Here is a 22,297-nt window from a genome sequence, read left to right as displayed (position 1 = left end):
GCCCAGTTAAATTGTAAAGTTTTGTGTTAATTTTGCCCCTCCTGCATCAGGATGGGACATTTTCCCAGAGACAGAGATAGAGAGGTCATCACCCAAACCAAGTCTAAATATGTGTGATTTTGATGAACAACTTAAAAAACTGGCTTTAAATGCCCAACGGCATCCCCTAGGCACAGTTGAACGTCGGCAGTTAGTTGAGCAGTTACTCAGGCTATTAAGTCACTCAGATCAATTAGTCCATCCCCCGGTTCCTGCTCAGTTACAAGGGTCTTATGAGGAAATTTATAATATCGCACTTCAGCGTTTATTTCAGTATTTATATGAAAAAATAGAACATTATAAGCCAGAACGAGCCGGGGTTTTACAGTGGGTTAATTATTTGCTTAAAATTCGCTTTCCCGATGCGATTAAAGAATTGACTAATGATCAAAAAAAGAATCAATTAGTCCGAGAGAATCTAGTTATTAAGCATAAGCTTGAACGAAAACAGCGAGAGAACACCGAAAATTACCCGGTTACGGCTCAGGATATCATTGATTATATTAAGCAAGATCCACAAGATGTTTTTCGGCTGACTTATATTGGCAATAATGCTGAAGCAAACTTTCGTTTTATTGCGTTAAAATTAGTAGAAGGCTATAAATTAGATGAATTGGCAATCATGTTAGATGTAAATCACAATACCCTAAGAAGTTTTTATAACAGAAGTCGTCGCAAGTTTGCATCAGAGATTAGGAAAAATTTAGAGATATAGGTACAGGTACATTCAGGAGCTACTATGAGTCACTTCATACAAGGATTAAAGTTAAATTTTCCCATTACATTGTCAGACAAAAAAACGGCTCAATTGTTTGCCGATCAACAAGTAACACTGGAGAAAAAGAAACAAGTTTATTTCAATGTTTTAGCAGTTAAAACTGTTAGTAATTATTTGCAATGTTTGGGCATCGCTAATTCTCCTGAAGGGGGAGATAGTTGGGATATGGTGATGCAAACCTTAGCAGATACGGCGGATTTAGAGGTGGACAATTGGGGGACTTTAGAATGTCGTCCGGTGTTGCCTCATGCTCAGGTTTGTATAGTGCCTGAAGAGGTTTGGGATGAGCGGAAGGGATATGTAGCGGTTCAGTTTAATCATGAACTACCGGAAAAAATAACCCAAGGGACGTTTATTGGTTTTTTGGAAAAAGTAGCTCAGGTAGAAGTGCCGTTAGAACAATTCCAACCTATGGAAATCTTATTAGGAAAGCTACCGACTTTAAATCAATTAAGTCACTGGTTTAAGCAAATTTTCCCGGAAGGGTGGCATTCTTGGGAAAGTTTGCTCACTTTAGAAAAAAAAGAAGTAGCCTTTGCTTTTCGCAGTCCATTAACCCAAGAAATGCCGAAAAAGGATCAGGTAAAAAGAGGCAAATTTATTGAATTTTCACCCCAAGGGGAACGGATTTCATTATTGGTAGGAATTGAACCCATTGATGAACAGGAAATGGATATTTCGGTGGAAATATTTCCCCGAGGTCACAAGAAAATCTTACCTCATAAGTTACAGATGTTGATTTTGGATGATGAGGGGGATTCTGTGATGAATGCAGAAGCGCGCAGTACAGAACGCTTGGAGTTTAAATTTAGTGGGGAGATTGGGGAACAGTTTGCGGTGCAGTTAGTGTTAGGAGACTCGATTATTACTGAGCATTTTGTGATTTAAGGCTTGCTTTGATCGAGGTTCAATACTCCGTGAATAATTATTAATTATCAATTATTAATTATCAATTATAAATTTTAGGCAGGGGATAGGGGAGGGGTTGAAACTGGGAACACCCTTGTTCAATACTCCGTGAATAATTAATAATTATCAATTATTAATTATTAATTATTAATTATTAATTATAAATTTTAGGCAGGGGATAGGGGAAGGGTTGAAACTGGGAACACCCTTGTTCAATACTCCGTGAATAATTAATAATTATCAATTATCAATTATTAATTATAAATTTTAGGCAGGGGATAAGGGAGGGGTTGAAACTGGGAACACCCTTGACAGGGGCCTTGGGGATTGACGGCACAACGGAGATAAGGCGATCGCGCACTGAACCGACAACGGGGATCTCCTAGCCATGCTTGGGGGGTTGAGGGGGTTTCACAAGGGGAATTAATCCTCACAGGGATCGGCTGATATTGTATAGGACTCTCACAGGCACGAGTTAAACGATCTTGCCACCGTTGGGTTAATTTGCGCCAAAAGAGTCGGGAGAATAAAGCTGGGAATACAGCCAAGCTGAAGATGAAAACAAGTTCAAGCACAGTCTCCTCCTCCAGATTGTTGGATTTTGCCCCATCCTAGCATCAGGTTTTCCGAGAGGGTACCACCCAGTTGACCAAAACCGCCCAAGCGCAAACTAGAAGGATGTTGAGAGAGTCCACATCTCCCAACATCCCAGTTTTTGTTGTTGTGCGGTTTTTAATCGTAAAGGTGAGAGCTTAGGTTAGGCTTCGTTATGCTGCGATCGCAACCGAACTTAGATCAAACTGCTTTAACCGACCAATTCGACGGCTTCCCACTCCGTCTTCAAATGGGTTTCTAAAACACTATTAGGAAAACCCCGGTCAATTTCCCGCATTTCCATTTTCTCAGCTTGCAGCGCTTCTTTAAGGACTCGCATTGCTTCTTTCGGTTGTCCTTGACCACAGAAAAACAGATCGGCAGCAAAGTAGCCATGTTCGGGCCAGGTATGAATCGCAATGTGAGATTCGGCGAGGGTTGCGGTTGCGGTCACACCGTGGGGACTAAACTGGTGAACACACAAATCAATCAACGTTGCGTGTCCAGACTCAATCGCGTCAATCAAGGCACGGCGAATGCGTTCTGGATCATTTAACAAATCGCTCGGTGCTTGCCACGCATCGACAACCAGATGGGTACCCACTTTCTTCATTCTTATCAATTTACTCCATGCGAAAGAGTGTCCATTACTCTATCTTGACACAAATAGGTAAAGTCGCCAGGAATTGACCCTAAATTTTCACTCATTGAGAAGGAATTGCCAATCTTGGGGTGTTTCTGATCTCATCCTAGTGAGACGTTCAATGCCTAACTGGGATATGTTAAATTAACGGACAGAACACAAGCCTGTGCTGTGGGTTGCCTCAGTCTGTGCTTTTTCGTCCTCAACTCCTATTCATTTTTCCTACAGCCTAAGAATGCGCTATTTTCACTTTGATACAGAAGAAGCTCAACACAAGTCCTTTGAACTTCCCGGTGCTAAACCCCACTACAATCCTGATCGTCCCGGACAAGTTGAACATATTGCCTTAGACCTCCAGTTAGACCTTGCCCAACAACGCTTTAAAGGCACTTGTACCATTACCCTAAAACCCATTCATCGCGGAATTAAACACCTCACCCTAGACGCGGTGAATTTAAACATTGAGTCTGTCACTATCGGGGAAGTAGCGCAACCCTTTGACTATGATGGGGAACAGCTAGAAATTGAGTTATTGCAACCCACCACCGAGGAAGCCTTTAAAATTGCGATCGCCTACCACGTCGAACAACCCCAGCGCGGCCTTTATTTTATCGCCCCAGACCAACATTATCCCAACAAACCCATTCAAGTCTGGACTCAAGGCGAAGATGAAGATTCCCGCTTTTGGTTTCCCTGTTTTGACTACCCCGGACAACTGGCCACCTCAGAAATTCGCGTTCAAGTCCCCAAACCCTTCAAAGCCATTTCTAACGGGGAATTAATCGCCACAGAAGAAGCCGATCCTTATATTATTTATCACTGGTATCAAAAACAAGTTCACCCCACCTATTTAATGACCCTAGCCGTCGGGAATTTTGCCGAACTAACCGACGAATGGGACGGCATCCCCGTCACCTATTATGTCGAAAAAGGGCGAGAAGAAGATGGACAGCGCAGCATGGGCAAAACCCCCCGCATGATGGCCTTTTTAAGTGAAAAATACGGCTATCGTTACGCCTACCCGAAATATGCTCAAGTTTGCGTTGATGATTTCATTTTTGGGGGCATGGAAAACACCTCCACCACCCTCTTAACCGATCGCTGTTTACTCGATGAACGAGCCGCCCTAGATAATGAACGCACAGAAAGTTTAGTCGTCCATGAATTAGCCCATCAATGGTTTGGGGATTTAGTCGTGATTAAGCACTGGTCCCACGCTTGGATTAAAGAAGGGGCGGCTTCCTATTCTGAGGTTCAATGGACCGAACAGGAGTATGGTAAAGACGACGGGGCCTATTATTTACTCAATGAAGCCCGCAGTTATTTAAGTGAAGATCGTTCTCGCTATCGTCGCCCCATTGTCACCAATATTTATCGAGAAGCCATCGAGTTATATGATCGGCATCTCTATGAAAAAGGGGCTTGTGTTTATCATATGATTCGCGGCATTTTGGGCGATGAATTGTTTGATAAAGCCATTCACAACTTTATTCAAACCAATGCCCATAAAACTGTCGAAACCGTTGATTTGTTACGGGCAATTGAACAAAGTACCGGGCGCAATTTAGCCTATTTATTCGACCAATATGTATTCCGAGGAGGACACCCGGATTTTAAAGTGTCCTATAGTTGGGATAATGAAGCCAATTTAGCCAAAATTACAGTCAAACAAACTCAAGCTAAAAGTGATTCAACTGGGAGCAATAGCCAACTATTTGATCTGACCATTCCCGTGGCCTTTGGCTATGTGAATGAAGCCAAACAAGTGAGCCAACAAACCTTAATGTTGCGCCTCAATCAACCGGAACAAAGCTTTTATTTTCCCTTAGCTGAAAAGCCCAAGTTTTTCAGCTTTGATGTGGGGAATTATTTCCTAAAAACCGTTAAGTTAGAGTACCCCGTCGCCGAGTTGAAAGCCCAACTCAAATATGATCCCGATCCCATCTCTCGCATTGAGGCGGCGATCGCCCTAGAGAAAAAAGGCGGGCTAGAAGCCGTGAAGGCCTTGGGGAAAGCCCTGATTCAAGATCCCTTCTGGGGCGTGCGGGTGGAAGTGGCCAAACAACTGGCGAAAGTGAAGTTAGATCAATCCGTCGCCGCGCTAATTGCCGGATTACAAGACAACAATCCCCGCGTCCGTCGTGCCGTGGTGGAAGGTTTGAGCAAATTTAAAACCCCCGACAGTTACGAGGCCATCTATCGGGTCGCCGCGGCCGGAGATGCCAGTTACTACACCGAAGCCGCCGCCATTCGGGCTTTGGGGGGCATGGTGACAGGACGACTGAAAGACAAACAAGGGGAGGTTCTCGCCTTCTACCGCCAGATTTTAAGTGAACGGGCCGGCTGGAATGAAGTCCTCCGGGCCGGAGCCATTGGGGGGTTAAGCTCAATGAAAACCGTTCCTGGGGCTGCTAATATGATTGCGGAATACACCGCGTTAGGTGTCCCTCAAGCCCTGCGTTTAGCGGCTATTCGGGCATTAGGGGCCGTTTCCACGGGGCAGAGTCCTGAGCAGGTGGAAATGATTTTAGAGCAACTCGAAGCCCTTTCCCACGAAACATTCTTTTTGACCCAAGTAGCCGTCAGTGGGGCATTAGGGCAAATGCAAACCCCCGATGCGATCGCCATTCTCCAAGCGCTCGCCGACCACACCCCCGATGGCCGAGTGCGACGCATGGCTGAGGAAGCCGTGGGTAAAGTCCAGAAAAAACTGGGTTCCGATAAAGCCCTCAAGGAATTACGAGACGAGTTAGAAAAAATTAAGCAGGAAAACCAAGAGTTAAAAAGTCGTTTAGCCAAGTTGGAGGCCAAAAGTTAAGGAACCTTAGTGAACTTAAAACCATGAAAAAACTCTTCGTGACTGGAGCCAGTGGCTTTCTGGGGTGGAATCTGTGCCGATTCGTTCAAGGGGAATGGGATGTTTACGCAACCTACTCCTCCCACCCCCTCACCCTACCTGGCGTTAACCTCTGCAAAATTGACCTCACCCAAACCTCAGCCTTAACAACTCTGATCCGAGAAATCAAACCCGATGCTGTTATTCACACCGCCGCCGCCTCTAAACCGAACGACTGTCAAACTCACCCCGAAGCCTCCTATCAAATCAATGTGACAGCTTCCCTCCACCTCGCGGAATTATGTGCCGAGGCTGACATTCCCTGTGTCTTCACCTCCACTGATTTAGTCTTTGATGGTTTTAACCCCCCCTACAGCGAAACCTCCCCGGTTTGTCCTCTGAGTATTTATGGAGAACAAAAAGCCGAAGCGGAACAAGGAATGTTAGCCCGTTATCCCAAAACCGCCGTCTGTCGTCTTCCCCTCATGTTTGGAGTCGCCGCCCCCACAGCCCAGAGTTTTATTCAACCTTTTATTCAAACTCTCCGCGCCGAACAGGAATTAAAATTATTTACCGATGAATTCCGAATGCCTGTGAGTGCAAAAACCGCGACAGAAGGCTTATTACTTGCCTTAGAATATATTTCTGGGATAATTCACCTAGGCGGTAAAGAAAGACTGTCTCGTTATGAATTCGGCTGCTTAATGGTAGAGGTTTTAGACTTACCTAGTACGGGTTTAATGGGCTGTTCTCAAAAAGAAGTTAAAATGGCTGCACCTCGTCCGGCTGACTTATCGTTAGATAGTTCTAAGGCCTTTCGTTTGGGTTATAATCCTCCCTCGCTGCGTACTGCCTTAACAGAACTCCGAGGGTTGATATAGGGTTTCCATTTGAGTTTTATAATCCACAAGGGAACAGGGAACAGTATACAAGGGTTACAAGGAGCTTGAAGTATTATAAGAAACTTCTCCGAGAGTTGATCAATGATTGGGAAATGCTATATAAGGGAGCAAATCCCAACTATTTTACTTCAATTTTTATGTTCATATCAGAGTAGCGCTTAATCGTATCGTTAAAGATGCGAGATACCCCAGTCCCATTAGAAGCACTAACTAAAACCACGGAAAATTCAATATTATGGTCGGGACTTGTCACCTTATCACAGGCCTCCCGGATATTATATTCAATCCGTCTGAATAAATTGCGGGCATATTCATCTACACTGGCTAAACTCACCCCCGGAATACAGCCCATTGCTACAACTTTTTCCAGTAAATCAATTTTATTAATGACCAAAGTTGTGCTAATCAAATGATGACTATAAACCGTGGAAAAAACAATTTCTAAAATAGCCGGGACAATATACTCTAAGTGTTGTTCAACCCGCTTACGGATTTTCATTTCTGTATCGACTGATAACCACTCAATTAATTCGTAGGTATCTAAAGGACGACCATTTTTTTCAATCCGAGGGGCAATATCCACAATGAAATAGACCCCATTGACCACACGCTGTCCGGGGGGGCCAATCACTTTAGGAGACGCATTGAGGGTGTTTTGAGAGGGAGATTGACCTTGATAATCAGAAATGACTACCCGACAACGCCGTTTAGTTTCGAGGTCTAAATATTTTTCGGCGGTGTAATAGGCAAAATATTTAGTGGCTTGTTCGGGTCGAACTTCTCCCCCTAACCAACTTTTAATCAAGGTTGTTTTCCCGCTTCCTCCGCGACCATAGAGATAAAACCGAACAGCTGGATGGCGAAGGTTGGCATCATCCCGAAAGTTATCAATCAAGTCCCACCACACGCGGGTTGTGGCGGCAACGGAGATGATGGGGAACACGGCCACCAGTAAGATACTAATTAACATCGGTCCGGCGGGGGAGCCTGACCCATGAATTAGTACGACGGCTACCATAGCCAAGACGACCAATAACACAAAAATTAATATCCTGCGTCCTGTCATTGTGTTACGTTCCCTGCGTTAACCACATTACGACTACTTGACGATTCCTGAATGTCTGCTCTGGGCGAGTATTCTAGAATCCCTTGTTTCCAGAACCGAGGAAACAGCAAGATGGGATGGTGACATCATCTTAATCTTGATGGTTGCTCAATTGAAGAACATTGTAACCCTGTGGGTCAAATGTCTAGTCTTGTGCTGGACTGATGCAATCCCAAATCTGCTTGTAGATGCTGGGGAGACAAGTTCATTGTATTTTACTCTGAACAGCTTAGAATCTCTTTCTCTCATCGGATGGACAACAGAGTTTTCCGGACGATTCCAGTGTATTTTATAACACGAGAGAAAAATCGGTGGATGCTTTGCCCTAATGAGGCGTTGATCTGGACACGGGACTATGCGGATCAATTATGTTACTCAGGATAGCGTGAATTTCCTAGATTCGTGATCAATTTTCTCGACCTGATTGAGTATCACGCGGATCTGGGGCAACCCGGGGGAGAAGCCCGCGCTGTAACGCCTAAGCGTTCGGTGTCGGGAGTCTGTCACGTTAAGGGGTGTTGTCTTTGCCTAATGCGCCCGGTGTGCCGGGAATGGTTGTTTTAGGGGAACAGGTGAGGATCATAATCAGGAGGGTGAGGATATAGGGGGCGGCGTTGAAGAGGTAATAGTAGGAGTCTATGCCGACGGATTGGAGGGCTGGGCCGAGGGACTGAGAACCGCCAAAGAGGAGGGAGGCGTAGAAGCATTGGATGGGGTTCCAGTGGGCAAAAATGACCAGGGCGACGGCCATGAGGCCTTGTCCACTGGAAATGAGTTCGTTCCAAGAGCCGGGATAGTAGAGGGAGAGGGAAGCGCCGCCAATTCCGGCTAAAGCACTGCCGGCCATAATACTGAGCATTCGGACTTTAAAGACGGAAATTCCCATTGCTCGGGCGGCTTGGGGGCTATCGCCGACGGCACGGATGAGAAGGCCCCAACGGGTGGCGGTGAAGAACCACTGCATGAGGGGGGCGAGGAGGGCTCCGAGGAGGAAGAGGGGGCTGACTTTGAGGGCGGCTTGCACTTGGGGGAGGTTGCTCCAGTTGCCCCATTCAAAGGCGATTAGACGGGGGGCAACGGGTTGAATGAAGGGTTTGCCGAAGAAGAAGGCGATACCACTGCCGAAGATGATCATGGCGATGCCTACGGCAACATCGTTGACGCGGGGCTGTTGACAGAGCCACCCTTGAATGATGCCGAGTGCCATGCCTGCGAGGGCGGCGACGAGAACGCCGCACCAAGGGGCGAAAAAACTACCGAGTTGCTCTTGGGTGAGGTAGGAGACGGCGTAGGCGCTCATGGCTCCTGTGAGGAGGACTCCTTCTAAACCGAGGTTAATTTTGCCGCTTTTTTCGGTTAAACATTCGCCTAAACTGACGAAGAGAAAGGGGATGCTGCCTCGGAGGGTTCCGGCTGCGATCGCCAAAGGAACTCCCCACCATCCTAACGCTTGGGTCATGAGCTACTGGTTTTTTCTGCTAAGAACGCCCCTATTATACGCAGGGGAAGGGGCGCAAGCCTTAATAATACCGTTTTTCTAGCCAAATTCGGACTTCCGGCTCGGTCAGATAACGCTGGCGTTCTCGGGTTACGGGGTCATACACTTGATAGTAGATTTGTTCGGAATTGTCCCGCTCTAGCCTAATTCTGGGTTCATTGTCGCCGACCAGCCACTGCAACAGTCGATGAAGCAGGTCTTGGGCGAGTTTTTGCCCCTGACGGGATGGGGTTGCAGTGGGCTGAAAGGGAACGCTGCTGGAGGACAGGGGAAGAAAGGAAGGCTGGGTTTTCATGGGCTGAACCTCTCGAATCAATCATCTATGTTTGATTATCTGTATTTCTTGAGCAATCGAACAGCAGCAGTTATGATGAATTGTAATCATAACAGTTTACTTTTTAAGCACTGTTCTGGTTATTTTTGAGGAGAACTGTATTGTTTGCTACTAAAATCCCTGAAGTGAGGGCCAGTGAGAGGTTAGAGATGAAAGTGCAATGGCTAGAGAAAACGAAAGAGCAGAATCTCTATGAACAAGTGGCGGAACGGTTACGGGCTTTGATTGGGGAGGGAACGTTACAACCGGGCGATCGCCTGCCTTCAGTGCGCAAACTCCGGCAACAGTTCTCGGTCAGTATTTCGACGGTTTTAGAGGCCTATCGTTTGTTAGAAGATGAAGGGTTAATTACTGCCCGGCCCCAGTCGGGATACTATGTCAAACATATTTTACCTGTCCCTCCAGCGCTCCCCCAAATCTCCACCCCACCCCCTCGCGCCTATGCTGTTGATACGTCGGTCGCCTTTCAGGTGCGGGCGGCCATGCAGCACCCGGAAATTATCCAATTGGGGGCGGCTATATCCTCCCCGGATTTATTCCCCAGTCAAGCCTTAAACCGCCTGATGGGGCAGGTTATGCGCGCTGAACCCCAAAAAGTTCATGGCTATGGTGTTCCGCCCGGTTGTGAGGCTTTGCGCCATGAGGTGGCCAGACGGTTGATGGATGCAGGTTGTTCGGTGGTACCGGATCAGATTCTCTCGACTAACGGCACGACGGAGGCGGTTTATTTAGGGTTACGGGTGGTGACCCAACCGGGGGATACGGTGGCCATTGAGTCCCCTTGTTATTATGGTTTGCTGGAAACTTTGGCGGCGCTTCATCTCAAGGCCTTGGAAATTCCGACTCATCCTGTGGATGGGATTTCGTTGGAGTATCTAGAAACGGCACTGGCGCAGGGGAAAGTGGCGGCTTGTGCGTTGGTGTCGAATTTTAGCAACCCTTCGGGGCATTGTATGAGTGACCAGAAGAAAAAACAACTGGTGGCACTATTAAATCATTATCAAATTCCTCTGATTGAAGATGATGTTTATGGTGAAATTTACTTTGAGGCGGCTCGTCCGAAGGCGATTAAGGCGTTTGATACGGAGGGGTTAGTTTTATACTGTGCTTCGGTGAGTAAGATTCTCTCGCCGGGTTTACGGGTGGGGTGGTTGGTGCCTGGACGTTATCAAGGCCAGGTGGAACTGTTGAAAATTGCGGTGAATGTGACAACGGCGATCGCACCTCAACTCACCGTAGCCGCTTTTCTGGCCAATGGCGGCTATGATCGGCATTTACGCCACCTACGCCGAGCCTATCAAACCCAAATGGCTCGCATGACTCAGGCCATTTGCGAGTATTTTCCCCCAGAAACCCGCGTTTCTCGCCCTCAAGGGGGTCATGTGCTTTGGTTAGAACTGCCCCCCCATTTTGACAGTATGATTTTATATCGGGAGGCTTTAGAGCGACAGATTAGCATTGCACCGGGGATTATTTTTTCCCCCTCGGAGAGTTATCGCAACTGTTTACGTTTAAATTCTGGGTTGCTTTGGTCATCGGAATTAGACCACGCCATCCAGACGTTAGGATTGTTGGCGAAACAGCAACTTGCCCGGCAGTTTTTGGCCCAAACTCATGAGTCCTCTTCTTGAGAAACGAGTTTTTGGCACAATTTGGAGGGAAAAGGAATCAATCAACGTAACCCGGTTTCTAGGTTACGGGTTAAAGTTTAGCGTTAAAACCCGCCCAAGAGGTGGGGGATAGGGCGGACGAGGCTTTGATTTTTTTAGTGGCATTCTTTGCTAGTATCATATCTTCTGTCGGGTCTTGGTGGTGGACAAAGAGAGAAATTCAAAAAAGGCGATCGCCTAATAAACCAAACCTGCCTAAACCAACGGATAAGCCATAATTCCTAGTCGGGAGGATGTCCGATGCAGTAGAGACACAATCGATGATTTGAGGGTTAGACTATGTGCGGAATTTGTGGTGTGGTGTATGGAGAACGCGATCGCCCAGTTGATCCGGGATTAATTAACCGGATGACAACAGCCATCACCCATCGAGGCCCAGATCAAGAAGGCTACTATATCCAGAATAACATCGGTCTAGGTTCTCGTCGTCTCTCCATTATCGACCTAGCTGGAGGACAACAACCCATCTACAACGAAGACAAAACCATCTGTGTGGTCTTTAACGGGGAACTCTACAACTATCCCGAATTGACTCGCTCCCTCACTCGTCTCGGTCATAAATTCTACACCGCCACCGATACAGAAGTTCTGGTTCATGCCTATGAAGAATTCGGCGATGAATTTCTAGAATATCTCAACGGGATGTTTGCCTTTGCCTTGTGGGATAGTCGGAAACAGCGCTTGTTAATAGGACGCGATCGCATGGGCATCAAACCCCTATACTACACCCTCCAAGACAACGCCCTCATCTTCGGCTCCGAACTCAAAACCATCCTCACCTACCCCGGCATCCCCCGCAATATTGATCTCGTCGCCCTCAACGAATACCTCAGCTTTGAATACATCCCCACCCCCCGCAGCATCTTCCAAAACATCGCCAAACTCCCCCCCGGTCATGCCCTCTCCTTCTATGACGGTCAACTGAAAATCTGGCAATATTGGGACGTGAACTTATCCCGCAGCGAAAAAATTAAACCCAAACCAGCCAAAGACTATCAACGGGAACTATTAGGCGTTTTACGCAATGCCGTAGAAAAAGAAATGGTCAGTGATGTTCCCGTCGGAGTCCTCCTAAGTGGGGGATTAGACTCTAGCACTGTTGCCGCCCTCATGACCGAAATTGCCCCCGATCATGTTAAAAGTTTTTCCATTCGCTTTGATGATCCCTCCTTTGATGAATCAAACTACGCCCGTCAAGTTGCCCATCATTTAAAAACCGAACATTACGAATTAACCCTCACCCCTAAACTCACCTTAGACCTTGTGCCGCAAATGGCAAAATTCTTAGATGAACCCCTCGGTGACTCCTCCTTTATCCCCACCTTTCTCCTCTCCCAATTTACCCGCCATCATGTTAAAGTTGCCCTCGGAGGTGATGGCGGCGACGAACTTTTTGCCGGATATTCTACACTACAAGCTCATCGTTTAGTGGAATATTACGAGGCATTACTCCCCGGCTTTATTCGCCATCAATTCATTCCTTGGCTTGTAGATCACTTACCCGTTTCCTTCGATAACCTTAGTTTAGACTTCAAACTACGCCGTTTTATCGCCGGGCGTGGCATCCCGATCATCATGCGCCATCATCAATGGCTTGGTTCATTTAACCTCGAACAAAAACAGAAACTTTTGCAACCTTGGACACAACTATCTGAAAAAGACACCTATCACATTGCCTTTCAACATCAACATAACTCCCAAGCCCAAGAAGCTGTTAATCAACTCTTATATTGTGACCTAAAAATGTACCTCGAAGGGGATATATTGCCTAAAGTAGATCGAGCCAGTATGGCTAACTCCTTAGAAGTGAGAGTTCCCTTACTGAATCACACCCTCGTCGAATATGTCGCCCAAATTCCCCACAGTATGAAACTGCACGGCTTAACCACTAAATACATTTTAAAACAAACCATGAAGAATCACTTACCCCCCCAAGTTTTACGCCGGGGTAAAAAAGGCTTTAATATGCCCGTTGCTAAATGGTTTACCAGTGATTTACGCCCCTTACTCGAAGAAATGCTTTCCCCCACTCGCTTACAAGCAGAGGGCTTTTTTAACGTGAGTTATGTTCAGAAACTATTGCGGGAACACCTACAAGGTAAACAAGATCACCGTAAGTTGTTATGGACATTACTGGTGTTTGAACTGTGGTATGAACACTGGGGTAATTCCGAAAACAAACTCTAAAAGATGCGGTATCCTATGGCATTTTTGAGAGTTGATAAACGATAAGGAAATTCAAAAAATGATGACAGCAAAACCCATTATCTTAAATATTAAAACCGTCAACCTAAGTGATGAGCAATTTTATCAACTGTGCCAAATCAATGAAAACTGGCAACTTGAAAAAACGGCCAAAGGAGAATTAATCATTATGCCTCCCGTGGGAGCAATTAGTGGCAACAGAGAATCAGAATTTAATGGCTTTATTTGGTTATGGAATCGTCAAACAAACCTAGGCAAAGTTTTTAGTTCTTCTACTATCTTTACTTTACCAAATGGGGGCAACCGTTCCCCGGATGTCGCTTGGATATCTAACGAAAGATGGGACAAATTAAGTCAAGAAGAACAAGAAGGATTTGCCAAAATCTGCCCGGATTTTGTCATTGAATTAAGATCGCGTACCGATTCATTAACTCAATTGCAGGAGAAAATGCAGGAATATCTTCATAGTGGGTTAAGATTGGGTTGGTTAGTTGACCCTCAAAATCAACGAATAGAAATCTATCGTCAAAATCAGGCCGTAGAAATTGTCTCATTACCAACAACTTTATCCGGGGAAAATATTTTACCCGGATTTAGTTTAGAAGTACCAAATTTTTGAGAAGACTATTCAAATCCACACTAGGCCGTCAGGTTGACTAGATCACTCCCCCTCACCCTCCACTCAACAGTAAACTGCCGATTTATTAAGAATATATGGCAAAATCTGAAATTAGTGCTATAAAGGAGTATCCATTATTCACAACCGTCTTCGTTTTTAACCTCGTTTCTGGCTCATAATATGAAAGTTTTACTCGTTTATCCCATTTTTCCGAAAAGTTTCTGGTCTTTTGAGCGTACCATCCAACTGATTGGACGCAAAACATTTTTACCCCCTTTGGGATTGATTACCGTTGCCGCACTCCTGCCTCAACATTGGGAACTCAAATTAGTAGATCGTAATGTGCGCGACATCCGGGAAGATGAGTGGGAGTGGGCAGATTTGATCATGCTGTCGGGAATGATTGTCCAAAAACAAGACTTATTAGACCAAATTCGCGAAGCCAAACGACGAGGAAAATTAGTAGCCGCAGGGGGGCCATACCCTACCTCGATTCCTCAAGATTGTCAGGGAGCAGGTATTGATTTTTTAATCCTTGATGAAGGAGAAATTACGATCCCCTTATTCATTGAAGCAGTGGAACGTGGGGAAACATCGGGCGTTTTTCGCTCCAATGGAGAAAAACCTGATGTGACTGGCACACCTATTCCCCGCTATGATTTATTGGACATGAATGCCTATGCGGTGATGTCGGTACAGTTCTCTCGGGGCTGTCCCTTCCAGTGTGAATTCTGCGATATTATTGTGTTATATGGTCGGAAACCGCGCACGAAAAACCCGGAACAACTACTGGCAGAATTACAGTATTTATATGATTTAGGTTGGCGAGATACGGTGTTTGTGGTTGATGACAATTTTATTGGCAATAAACGCAATGTGAAGTTGTTGTTAAAAGCTTTACAACCTTGGATGGAAGAACATCGCTATCCTTTCACCTTTAATACAGAAGCGTCGGTAGATTTAGCTCAAGATCAAGAGTTAATGGATATGATGGTAGCCTGTAATTTTGGCTCTGTGTTCTTGGGGATTGAAACGCCAGATGAAGATAGTTTAGCGGTGACGAAGAAGTTTCAAAATACCCGCAGTCCTCTGAGTGAATCAGTGTATAAAATTACCAGTTCTGGCTTGCGGATTATGGCGGGCTTTATTATTGGGTTTGATGGGGAAAAACCGGGGGCTGGACAACGAATTGTTGAGTTTGTCCAAGATAATGGAATTCCGGTAGCTATTTATAGTATGTTGCAAGCACTGCCGGATACAGCTTTATGGTTTCGTTTGCAAAAAGAGGGGCGTTTATTAGGAGCATCGGCTGATTTAAATCAAAGCACGTTGATGAATTTTGTTCCGACGCGCCCTATTGAAGAAATTACCCAGGAATATATTGATACGTTTTGGCAGTTGTATGATCCAGAAATGTTTTTAGAGCGGACTCATCGCTGTTATCGCATTCTGGCGACGGTAAATTTTCCGAAAAAGCAACGGGAACCCAAAAAGATTCGTTTACAGGCGGTTAAAGGTCTATTAACGCTATTGTGGAATCAAGGGGTGGTGCGCAAAACACGCTGGAAGTTCTGGCCCTATTTGTTTGACATTATGCGCTGTAATCCCGGTGGGGTAATGAGTTATTTAAATGTTTGTGCTTACATTGAACATTTTGCAGATTATCGCCATATTGTTAAGGCACAAATTGAGGAACAATTGACGGTATTTTTAGCACAAAAGGAGCGGCAAGAACAGGTTAAACCGCAGGAAACGGTATCTGGAGGGGTGACGGTTTCTTAGGGGATTGGGCTTCGGGAGTCGAGAGCGGGGGAGCAGGGGAGCAATTATCAATTATCAATTATCAATTATCAATTATCAATTATCTATTCCCTATTCCCTAGCCCCACGAGTAGAGTTATTCAGCAAGCCCTAAGTATTCCCGATTCCCGTTTCGCCGCTAAAGCCGCTCAAAGTGGTTAAAATCAGCCTCACCCACTACTATGGGGAAATATTGCTGTTTCTAAAATCTGTACCATGCTAGATGAGTCCCGCTCAAAGTTTATTGCTGTAAGCCCTCCTAGCGACCCCCAACCGAAGTTTTCCATTAGTTCCCTCGCCATTCGCCGTCATATTGGCACCCTCATGTTAACGGTAGCGGCGGTTGTGGTGGGCATCTTTTTCATCTTAAATCTGCAAGTGGATTTACTGCCTGCGATTACTTACCCGCGTATTGGTTTGCGAGTGGCTGCGCCGGGGGTGTCGCCTAACGTGGCGGTGGAAGAGGTGACAAAACCCTTGGAAGAGGCTTTGAGCGCGACAGAAGGTGTGGTAGAGGTTTATTCTCAAACGCGGGAAGGGCAAATCAGTATTAATCTTTTCTTTCCTCCGGGGGAGGATGTTGATCAGGCGTTAAATGATGCTACCGCAACCCTGAACCGTTCTCGTGGTCGTTTGCCGGATGTTATCGAAGAACCCCGTTTATTTAAATTTGACCCCTCCCAACTCCCGGTTTATGAGGTTGCCCTAGAGTCGGCAACGATGGACAGCCGGACGTTGCGGGTGTTTGCTCAGGAGGAACTCGCCCGGGAATTGGGCATCGTGCCGGGGGTGGCTGTGACGGATGTTTCTGGGGGGGTACAGGAAGAGGTGCGGGTTCAGTTGGACTTGCGACGGTTGCAGGCTTTGGGTGTGACGTTGCAGGATGTTCTCAATAGTTTACGCGATCGCAATCAAGATGTAGCTGGGGGACGACTGGAAGGCGAAGCCGGGGAACCCCTCACCCGCACCATTGGCCGTTTCCGCACCGTCGATGAACTGCGAGACTTAACCCTAGAAGTGGGGGGAAGTGATGAAATCCTCGGCCGACGGCGGATTAGACTGCGGGATGTGGCTGATGTTCTCGATAGTAGCGAAGAACAACGGGTTTTTGTCACCCTTAATGGACGACCTGCGGTTAAAGTGAGTGTCCAGAAACAACCTGATGCCAACACCGTGACGGTGGTAGAAGGGGTTAAACAACGCATTGAAGAATTAAAGGACGGGGGAATCATTCCCTCCGATATGACGCTGATTCCCACCTTGGATGAGTCGATTTTTATTAAAAATGCGATCGCCAACGTCGTCAGCGCCGGAGTCACCGGAACCCTCCTCGCCTCCCTCGCCGTCTTCTTCTTCCTCGGTTCCCTCCGTCAAACCTTCATCATTATCACCGCCATCCCCCTCGCCACCCTCACCGCCGTGATTTTAATGAAACTCTTCGGCCTATCCATCAACGTCTTTAGTTTAGGCGGCCTTGCCCTCGGCGTAGGTATCGTGGTAGATAACTCCATCGTCATGTTAGAAAACATCGACGCAGGCATTGAAAAATATCGTCATCGTGGGCGATTATCCCCCGCCGAAGTGCAGAACATCGCCGAAAACCAAGGTCAGCAAGTCGAGTCCGCCCTCCTAGCCTCCACCACCACCAACCTCGTGGCCGTCTTACCCTTCCTGCTCATCGGTGGCTTCTTCTCCCTACTCTTCAACGAACTCATCCTAACCATTAGTTTTTCCGTCGCCGCCTCCCTCGTCCTCGCCTTAACCCTCGTCCCCATGTTGGCCTCGCGTCTCTTGGGACTGTCCAACAATAGCGGCATTCAACACAACATCATTCTACGCACCTTTAACAACGCCTTCGCCGCAACCACCTTCAACTACACCCGCGTACTCGCCCAAGTCATTCACTACCGGATGATTGTCATTATCCTCGCCTTTGGCATCCTAGGCGGTAGTAGTTTCTGGCTCCTCAACCATATCCCCCAAGAAGTCCTCCCCCAAATCAACACCGGACAAGCCACCCTTGTGGCTCAATTTCCTCCTGGCACTACCCTAGAAACCAATCGTCAAGTCATGGAGGCCGTAGACCGTATTATCCTCGAACAACCCGAAACCGAATACGCCTTTACCACCACCGGAGGCTTTTTATTCGGCACCAACACCAACGCCAACATCCTCAGAAGTTCTAGCACCATTACCGTCAAACCCAACACCGACATTCAAGCCTATACCGAGAAACTCACCCGCACCCTAAATCAACTCAATCTCGTCAATATTCGCCTCCGCGTCTCCCCCGGTCGCGTGCGTGGGATTATCCTCAATAACTCCCCCGTCCCCCGCGCTGATATTGATGTCATCCTCCAAGGCAGCGACGAAGCCACCCTAGAACAAGCCGGACGGCAAGTTTTAAGCCTCCTTGATGAAAAAGTGCAATCTGTGCGCTTTAATCCCGATGCCGACCCCTCTCAACCGGAAGTTCAAATTAACCCCAACTGGGAACGCCTAAGTGACCTCGGATTGAACACCGCCACCATCGGCAACACCATTCAAACCGCCCTACTCGGTTCAGTCCCCACCCAACTCCAACGGGAAAATCGCCTCGTAGATGTGCGAGTGCAACTCCCCACCGAAGCGCGCCAAAGTGTCGCCCAACTCTCACAACTGCCCATCTTCACCGACCAAAACCGACCCATCCAACTGCGGGAAATTGCCACCCTAGATAAAGGTCGCGCTCCCGGACAGATTCAACGGTTAAATCAACGGGAAGTGTTTATTATTGCCGGAAACTTGACCGAGGGAGCCAGTTTAGGGGCTGGTTTGGCGGAAGTGGAGAACGCCCTACAAGAGGTTGAACTCCCCCAAGGGGTGCGCATCCTGCCCAGTTTTGCGGCCGCCAGTAACCGTCAGTTACAAAGTTCCTTATTTGTACTAGGCGGTTTAGCCGTGTTCCTCGTGTTTGTGGTGATGGCCGTTCAATATAACTCCCTCATCGACCCTTTTGTAATTATCCTCACGGTTCCCCTCGCCTTAGCAGGTGGTTTTCTGGGCTTATATATCACCCAGACCCCCATTAGTGCAATGGTCTTAGTGGGAATTATCCTTATGGTGGGGATTGTGGTGAATAATGCCATTGTGATGGTGGAATTGGCCAACCAAATTCGGGACGAGTTTGGCATGAGTCGTTATGCAGCCATTCTCAAAGCAGCCCCCCAACGTTTACGACCCATTCTGATGACCACGATTACAACGGTTTTGGGCTTATTCCCCTTGGCCTTGGGTGTGGGGGAAGGTTCAGAGTTTCTCCAACCGTTAGGGGTGGTGGTGTTTTCGGGTTTATCGGTGGCCACGTTGTTAACCCTGTTTATCATCCCCTGTTTTTATGTGTTGCTCCATGATGGGTTATTCTCTGCTCAGAATCGGTCAACCTCTTATTAACTGGGGGAATAGGGAACAGATAATTGATAATTGATAATTGATAATTGATATTAGAAACCGGGTTTTTGCTAGGGTGTATCGAGAAAACTAGACAATGAACGCAACCGGGTTTCTGGCTAAAGTGAGTCAAAGTTAGTCAATGACATTACACCCGACTCTTGACTCCCCTGCTCCCCTGCTCCCCCATTCCCGGGATTAGAGCCTTATTCAGCAGACGGTAATCACTGTTTGACCATGCCTCATATAATGATCTATAGCCATGTGACTTTAATAGTGATTTACTGATAATTAAACTCAGAAAAACAGGTGGCTGCAATTCAGCCACCCGCAAAACTTCGTGAAAACCGACAAACTTATTTTACCGTTTTTTTGTTTCTCGGAAGTCTGCCATAGGGTAAGTATGGAGTCGGAGCTTGAGTGACCGACCAGGCCTCTAACCTCCCCTGTGGTGTGAAAAGCGCAGCTTACTAGGGACTCAGGGAAAGGCAGAGATTAAAACGGGTGGATGAGAGATCATCCACCACCTAAAACTTCATGAAAACCGATACTTCATTCTAGCGTTTTTTGTGACTTAACTAACCCCTAATCAAAGATTACCAAAAGGATGGCGCGGGACAGTGAACAGTAATCAGTAAGGGGAATTGCTAATTGATGATTGATAATTGATGACTATTAATTCTTAATTGCTCCCTGACCTTGACCAGAGGATATTAATGGTTAATGGGTCACTCATGGCTGCTCTAGATTGGCCTCTCATCTCCCAGCACAAGGCGCGGGGGCGAATCTATTAAAAAACTTATCCGGCAGAAGGGGCGGGTTTTTGGGAGGGACGGGGCGCGTTTAAGGAGAGTTTTTGGGTTTTCTCTTCTTCGGTGACGGGGATAAACTCAATATGATTGAGGAGAGTGGTGACAAAAGCGAACAAGAGAAAGGGTAATGAAAGGACAACAATAATGGCCAAGCTTAAAAAGGCATAGGTTTGACGAGAGCTACTCCAGAGGGCAATTGTAGTGGCTAGACTGATCAAAATAACAATGAGCCAGACAATAATTTGTCCGTAAATATCACCAAATGTTAAGGTGCAATTTAAACGGTATTTGGTTAATTCTTGATCCATAAGGACTCCTCGATAATCTTCGGTGTTACCTACACATTTAAACGATTTTCAAGAATTTTTAACGTTGTTTCAACATGATTTTACATTCAGTCGAACTTCTCTAGGTCAGATTACTTAGGGCTTGCTGTGCCACTTCGTGGAGCTTTCCGCCGAACTGACCTTGCGCCAAAAACAATATGAGTATTATCGCGATTTATTGTTAAGCTTTCCACCCCCTCTAACTCCCCCTTACTCAGGGGGAGAACCGGGAATCTTGTCCCCTCCCCACTATCCCTTACGCCAATCTCGCCTTAACCGTTCTTCAATTTCGCTCAAAACATCCCATTGCGAGGGCGCAACGCTTGCGCCCCTACAACCCAACCTCCGTAGGGGCGCAACGCTTGCGCCCTTGTGTAGGAAGACTTCTAGACACTTTTGCGTAATGGATAGCTTGCAAAGGGGGGAAATTCCGATCCTCCCCCTTGGTAAGGGAGTTTTAGACGTTAAAGAAAGAATTTGTTCTAGAAAATTTACGCTTGGCGTTTAACGCAATTCGTTATACGATCAGGGAGTTGTCAAGCGTAATCAGGGTGTGATCCAAAATTTCAAAGACAAAGAAGCTCAAAAGATATTTGAACGACAACGGTCACGCAAACTTCCATCTGAGATTCAACAAGTGGCATTACGAAAGCTGAGAATGCTTAATCGAGCAGAAACACTTCAGGATCTTCGTGTTCCACCTGCGAACCGCCTAGAACGCTTGGTAGGCAGTAGAATTGGTCAGTATAGTATCCGAATTAATGACCAATGGAGAATTTGCTTTTGGTGGAAAGATGGGGATGCAACAGATGTAGAAATTGTTGACTATCACTGAGGTTGAATCATGACAAAAGATAAATTAGATAAATTGACCCCTGTACATCCTGGCGAAGTTCTGTTAGAAGAATTTCTCAAGCCAATGAATCTGAGTCAAAATCAGGTCGCTCTAGCCTTGCGTGTACCTGCACGTCGAATTAATGAAATTATTCACGGTAAACGTAGAATTACGGCAGATACAGCCCTACGTTTAGCCTATTATTTCAATATGTCCGCCCGGTTTTGGATGGGTTTGCAAATGGATTATGATCTGGATGTAGCTGAAGATGCACGTGGAGAACAATTAAAAATGGAAGTTTGTTCCCTGCAAGACTAACAGTAAAGCAATAGGAAATTACCATGACCGACCACAACACCATTGCTGAAGCGCAACTACGAACGGAACGGAACGGGAACTACGAACGGCTGAGTTTCAATAAGTATTGACCCCATTGGGCGGCTAGTTGGGCATCTGTAAAGGGAATTTCTATGCTTTGGTTGGGCTTGAGTTGGAACTGGAGGGCAATTGAGCCTTTGCCGTCTAGTTTATCCCAGGGAACGGGCTGTTGATTGATTAACAGATTGATTTGTTCTACGTCTTGTAGGGAGAAGGTTTGGAGATTGATGGGGGTTTGGCGGGTGGGTTTGCCCCAGGTGATGCGATCGCCTTTTAAACCCAAGACGGCATAAATATCATACTTGGCCTTGTCAAACTGCTCCGCCCACCGTTCATAGGCGGCCAATTTCTGGTATTCATTCCACCCGGCCCACGCTAGTCCAATAAACGCAGCTAATAAGGGCAACCACAATAATCCTCGTTCCATCTGGGCTTTTATAATGAAATACGGGACTATTTTTTGACCTCCTCACCGGACTAAAGCCACGGTGATTCCCAAACCTCACGATTTGAGTTTCTGCTTCACTCACATCTGCGTACACCACCAACTTTCATTAGTTATGTCCCCGTCTTACGCCATGTCCA

18 protein-coding genes are annotated in these 22,297 nt (G+C 46.6%); 11 read left to right on the top strand and 7 right to left on the bottom strand.

What is annotated here, in order from left to right; all coding sequences use genetic code 11:
• The first annotated feature begins 109 nt into the window (after positions 1-109).
• Positions 110-754, top strand: coding sequence for a ligand-gated ion channel (locus K4A83_RS13365; RefSeq protein ID WP_265265088.1), 645 nt, complete (start codon positions 110-112; stop codon positions 752-754).
• Positions 755-778: 24 nt separating this feature from the next.
• Positions 779-1,705 carry a DUF1822 family protein gene (locus K4A83_RS13360; protein ID WP_265265086.1) on the top strand — a complete coding sequence of 309 codons (927 nt, stop codon included), beginning with the start codon at positions 779-781 and terminating at the stop codon, positions 1,703-1,705.
• Positions 1,706-1,980: 275 nt separating this feature from the next.
• Here the strand turns inward: K4A83_RS13360 and K4A83_RS13355 are convergent, their stop codons facing one another.
• Together K4A83_RS13355 and speD are read right to left on the bottom strand one after the other, a co-directional pair.
• On the bottom strand, positions 1,981-2,301 hold the full coding sequence (locus K4A83_RS13355) for a DUF6464 family protein (protein ID WP_265265085.1): 321 nt from the start codon (positions 2,299-2,301) through the stop codon (positions 1,981-1,983).
• Between the two features lie 230 nt (positions 2,302-2,531).
• Positions 2,532-2,933 (bottom strand): adenosylmethionine decarboxylase, encoded by a 402-nt coding sequence (gene speD, locus K4A83_RS13350; RefSeq protein WP_265265084.1) that lies wholly within the window; start codon positions 2,931-2,933, stop codon positions 2,532-2,534.
• A gap of 265 nt (positions 2,934-3,198) precedes the next feature.
• On the opposite strand from speD, the gene K4A83_RS13345 reads away from it, so the two are divergent.
• Positions 3,199-5,781, top strand: coding sequence for a M1 family metallopeptidase (locus K4A83_RS13345; protein WP_265265083.1), 2,583 nt, complete (start codon positions 3,199-3,201; stop codon positions 5,779-5,781).
• A gap of 23 nt (positions 5,782-5,804) precedes the next feature.
• Positions 5,805-6,680, top strand: a complete 876-nt coding sequence (locus tag K4A83_RS13340; RefSeq protein WP_265265082.1) for an SDR family oxidoreductase — start codon at positions 5,805-5,807, stop codon at positions 6,678-6,680.
• A gap of 139 nt (positions 6,681-6,819) precedes the next feature.
• On the opposite strand, the gene K4A83_RS13335 is transcribed toward K4A83_RS13340, so the two are convergent.
• From K4A83_RS13335 to K4A83_RS13325, 3 genes are all read right to left on the bottom strand, one after another.
• Positions 6,820-7,767: a mS29 family ribosomal protein gene (locus tag K4A83_RS13335; RefSeq protein ID WP_265265081.1), complete on the bottom strand. Its 948-nt coding sequence runs from the start codon at positions 7,765-7,767 to the stop codon at positions 6,820-6,822.
• A 547-nt stretch (positions 7,768-8,314) separates the two neighbouring features.
• Positions 8,315-9,265 carry an ABC transporter permease gene (locus K4A83_RS13330; protein ID WP_265265079.1) on the bottom strand — a complete coding sequence of 317 codons (951 nt, stop codon included), beginning with the start codon at positions 9,263-9,265 and terminating at the stop codon, positions 8,315-8,317.
• Between the two features lie 61 nt (positions 9,266-9,326).
• Complete coding sequence (locus K4A83_RS13325) at positions 9,327-9,599, bottom strand: hypothetical protein (RefSeq protein WP_265265078.1); 273 nt, start codon at positions 9,597-9,599, stop codon at positions 9,327-9,329.
• A gap of 188 nt (positions 9,600-9,787) precedes the next feature.
• Here K4A83_RS13325 and K4A83_RS13320 point away from each other — a divergent pair, with 188 nt between their 5' ends.
• The 5 genes from K4A83_RS13320 to K4A83_RS13300 all read left to right on the top strand — a co-directional run bounded on the left by K4A83_RS13320 (position 9,788) and on the right by K4A83_RS13300 (position 19,364).
• Positions 9,788-11,269: an aminotransferase-like domain-containing protein gene (locus tag K4A83_RS13320; RefSeq protein WP_265265077.1), complete on the top strand. Its 1,482-nt coding sequence runs from the start codon at positions 9,788-9,790 to the stop codon at positions 11,267-11,269.
• Positions 11,270-11,587: 318 nt separating this feature from the next.
• On the top strand, positions 11,588-13,495 hold the full coding sequence (gene asnB / locus K4A83_RS13315) for an asparagine synthase (glutamine-hydrolyzing) (protein WP_265265076.1): 1,908 nt from the start codon (positions 11,588-11,590) through the stop codon (positions 13,493-13,495).
• A gap of 58 nt (positions 13,496-13,553) precedes the next feature.
• Entirely contained in the window at positions 13,554-14,132 is a 579-nt protein-coding gene (locus K4A83_RS13310; RefSeq protein WP_265265075.1) for a Uma2 family endonuclease, read from the top strand.
• Between the two features lie 180 nt (positions 14,133-14,312).
• The gene (locus K4A83_RS13305) at positions 14,313-15,914 is read left to right on the top strand and encodes a B12-binding domain-containing radical SAM protein (RefSeq protein ID WP_265265074.1); all 1,602 of its coding nucleotides are present in this window, start codon (positions 14,313-14,315) and stop codon (positions 15,912-15,914) included.
• A 234-nt stretch (positions 15,915-16,148) separates the two neighbouring features.
• Entirely contained in the window at positions 16,149-19,364 is a 3,216-nt protein-coding gene (locus tag K4A83_RS13300) for an efflux RND transporter permease subunit (protein ID WP_265265073.1), read from the top strand.
• 796 nt (positions 19,365-20,160) lie between these two features.
• Here K4A83_RS13300 and K4A83_RS13295 read toward each other — a convergent pair.
• Complete coding sequence (locus K4A83_RS13295) at positions 20,161-20,481, bottom strand: hypothetical protein (RefSeq protein ID WP_265265072.1); 321 nt, start codon at positions 20,479-20,481, stop codon at positions 20,161-20,163.
• A 571-nt stretch (positions 20,482-21,052) separates the two neighbouring features.
• Between K4A83_RS13295 and K4A83_RS23230 the strand changes: the two genes are divergently transcribed.
• Entirely contained in the window at positions 21,053-21,334 is a 282-nt protein-coding gene (locus K4A83_RS23230) for a type II toxin-antitoxin system RelE/ParE family toxin (RefSeq protein WP_265265071.1), read from the top strand.
• Positions 21,335-21,343: 9 nt separating this feature from the next.
• Complete coding sequence (locus tag K4A83_RS13285) at positions 21,344-21,652, top strand: HigA family addiction module antitoxin (RefSeq protein WP_265265070.1); 309 nt, start codon at positions 21,344-21,346, stop codon at positions 21,650-21,652.
• A 79-nt stretch (positions 21,653-21,731) separates the two neighbouring features.
• On the opposite strand, the gene K4A83_RS13280 is transcribed toward K4A83_RS13285, so the two are convergent.
• Entirely contained in the window at positions 21,732-22,139 is a 408-nt protein-coding gene (locus K4A83_RS13280; RefSeq protein ID WP_265265069.1) for a hypothetical protein, read from the bottom strand.
• Between the last annotated feature and the right edge of the window lie 158 nt (positions 22,140-22,297).

This window comes from Spirulina subsalsa FACHB-351, assembly GCF_026130165.1.
Classification (GTDB): domain Bacteria; phylum Cyanobacteriota; class Cyanobacteriia; order Cyanobacteriales; family Spirulinaceae; genus Spirulina_A; species Spirulina_A subsalsa_A.
This window is presented reverse-complemented; position numbering and strand designations above follow the sequence as displayed.

Coding starts and splice junctions, on each gene's coding strand:
- K4A83_RS13365 (WP_265265088.1), top strand. CDS start 110: ATGTGTGATTTTGATGAACAACTTAAAAAACTGGCTTTAAATGCCCAA.
- K4A83_RS13360 (WP_265265086.1), top strand. CDS start 779: ATGAGTCACTTCATACAAGGATTAAAGTTAAATTTTCCCATTACATTG.
- speD (WP_265265084.1), bottom strand. CDS start 2,933: ATGAAGAAAGTGGGTACCCATCTGGTTGTCGATGCGTGGCAAGCACCG.
- K4A83_RS13345 (WP_265265083.1), top strand. CDS start 3,199: ATGCGCTATTTTCACTTTGATACAGAAGAAGCTCAACACAAGTCCTTT.
- K4A83_RS13340 (WP_265265082.1), top strand. CDS start 5,805: ATGAAAAAACTCTTCGTGACTGGAGCCAGTGGCTTTCTGGGGTGGAAT.
- K4A83_RS13335 (WP_265265081.1), bottom strand. CDS start 7,767: ATGACAGGACGCAGGATATTAATTTTTGTGTTATTGGTCGTCTTGGCT.
- K4A83_RS13330 (WP_265265079.1), bottom strand. CDS start 9,265: ATGACCCAAGCGTTAGGATGGTGGGGAGTTCCTTTGGCGATCGCAGCC.
- K4A83_RS13325 (WP_265265078.1), bottom strand. CDS start 9,599: ATGAAAACCCAGCCTTCCTTTCTTCCCCTGTCCTCCAGCAGCGTTCCC.
- K4A83_RS13320 (WP_265265077.1), top strand. CDS start 9,788: ATGAAAGTGCAATGGCTAGAGAAAACGAAAGAGCAGAATCTCTATGAA.
- asnB (WP_265265076.1), top strand. CDS start 11,588: ATGTGCGGAATTTGTGGTGTGGTGTATGGAGAACGCGATCGCCCAGTT.
- K4A83_RS13310 (WP_265265075.1), top strand. CDS start 13,554: ATGATGACAGCAAAACCCATTATCTTAAATATTAAAACCGTCAACCTA.
- K4A83_RS13305 (WP_265265074.1), top strand. CDS start 14,313: ATGAAAGTTTTACTCGTTTATCCCATTTTTCCGAAAAGTTTCTGGTCT.
- K4A83_RS13300 (WP_265265073.1), top strand. CDS start 16,149: ATGCTAGATGAGTCCCGCTCAAAGTTTATTGCTGTAAGCCCTCCTAGC.
- K4A83_RS13295 (WP_265265072.1), bottom strand. CDS start 20,481: ATGGATCAAGAATTAACCAAATACCGTTTAAATTGCACCTTAACATTT.
- K4A83_RS13285 (WP_265265070.1), top strand. CDS start 21,344: ATGACAAAAGATAAATTAGATAAATTGACCCCTGTACATCCTGGCGAA.
- K4A83_RS13280 (WP_265265069.1), bottom strand. CDS start 22,139: ATGGAACGAGGATTATTGTGGTTGCCCTTATTAGCTGCGTTTATTGGA.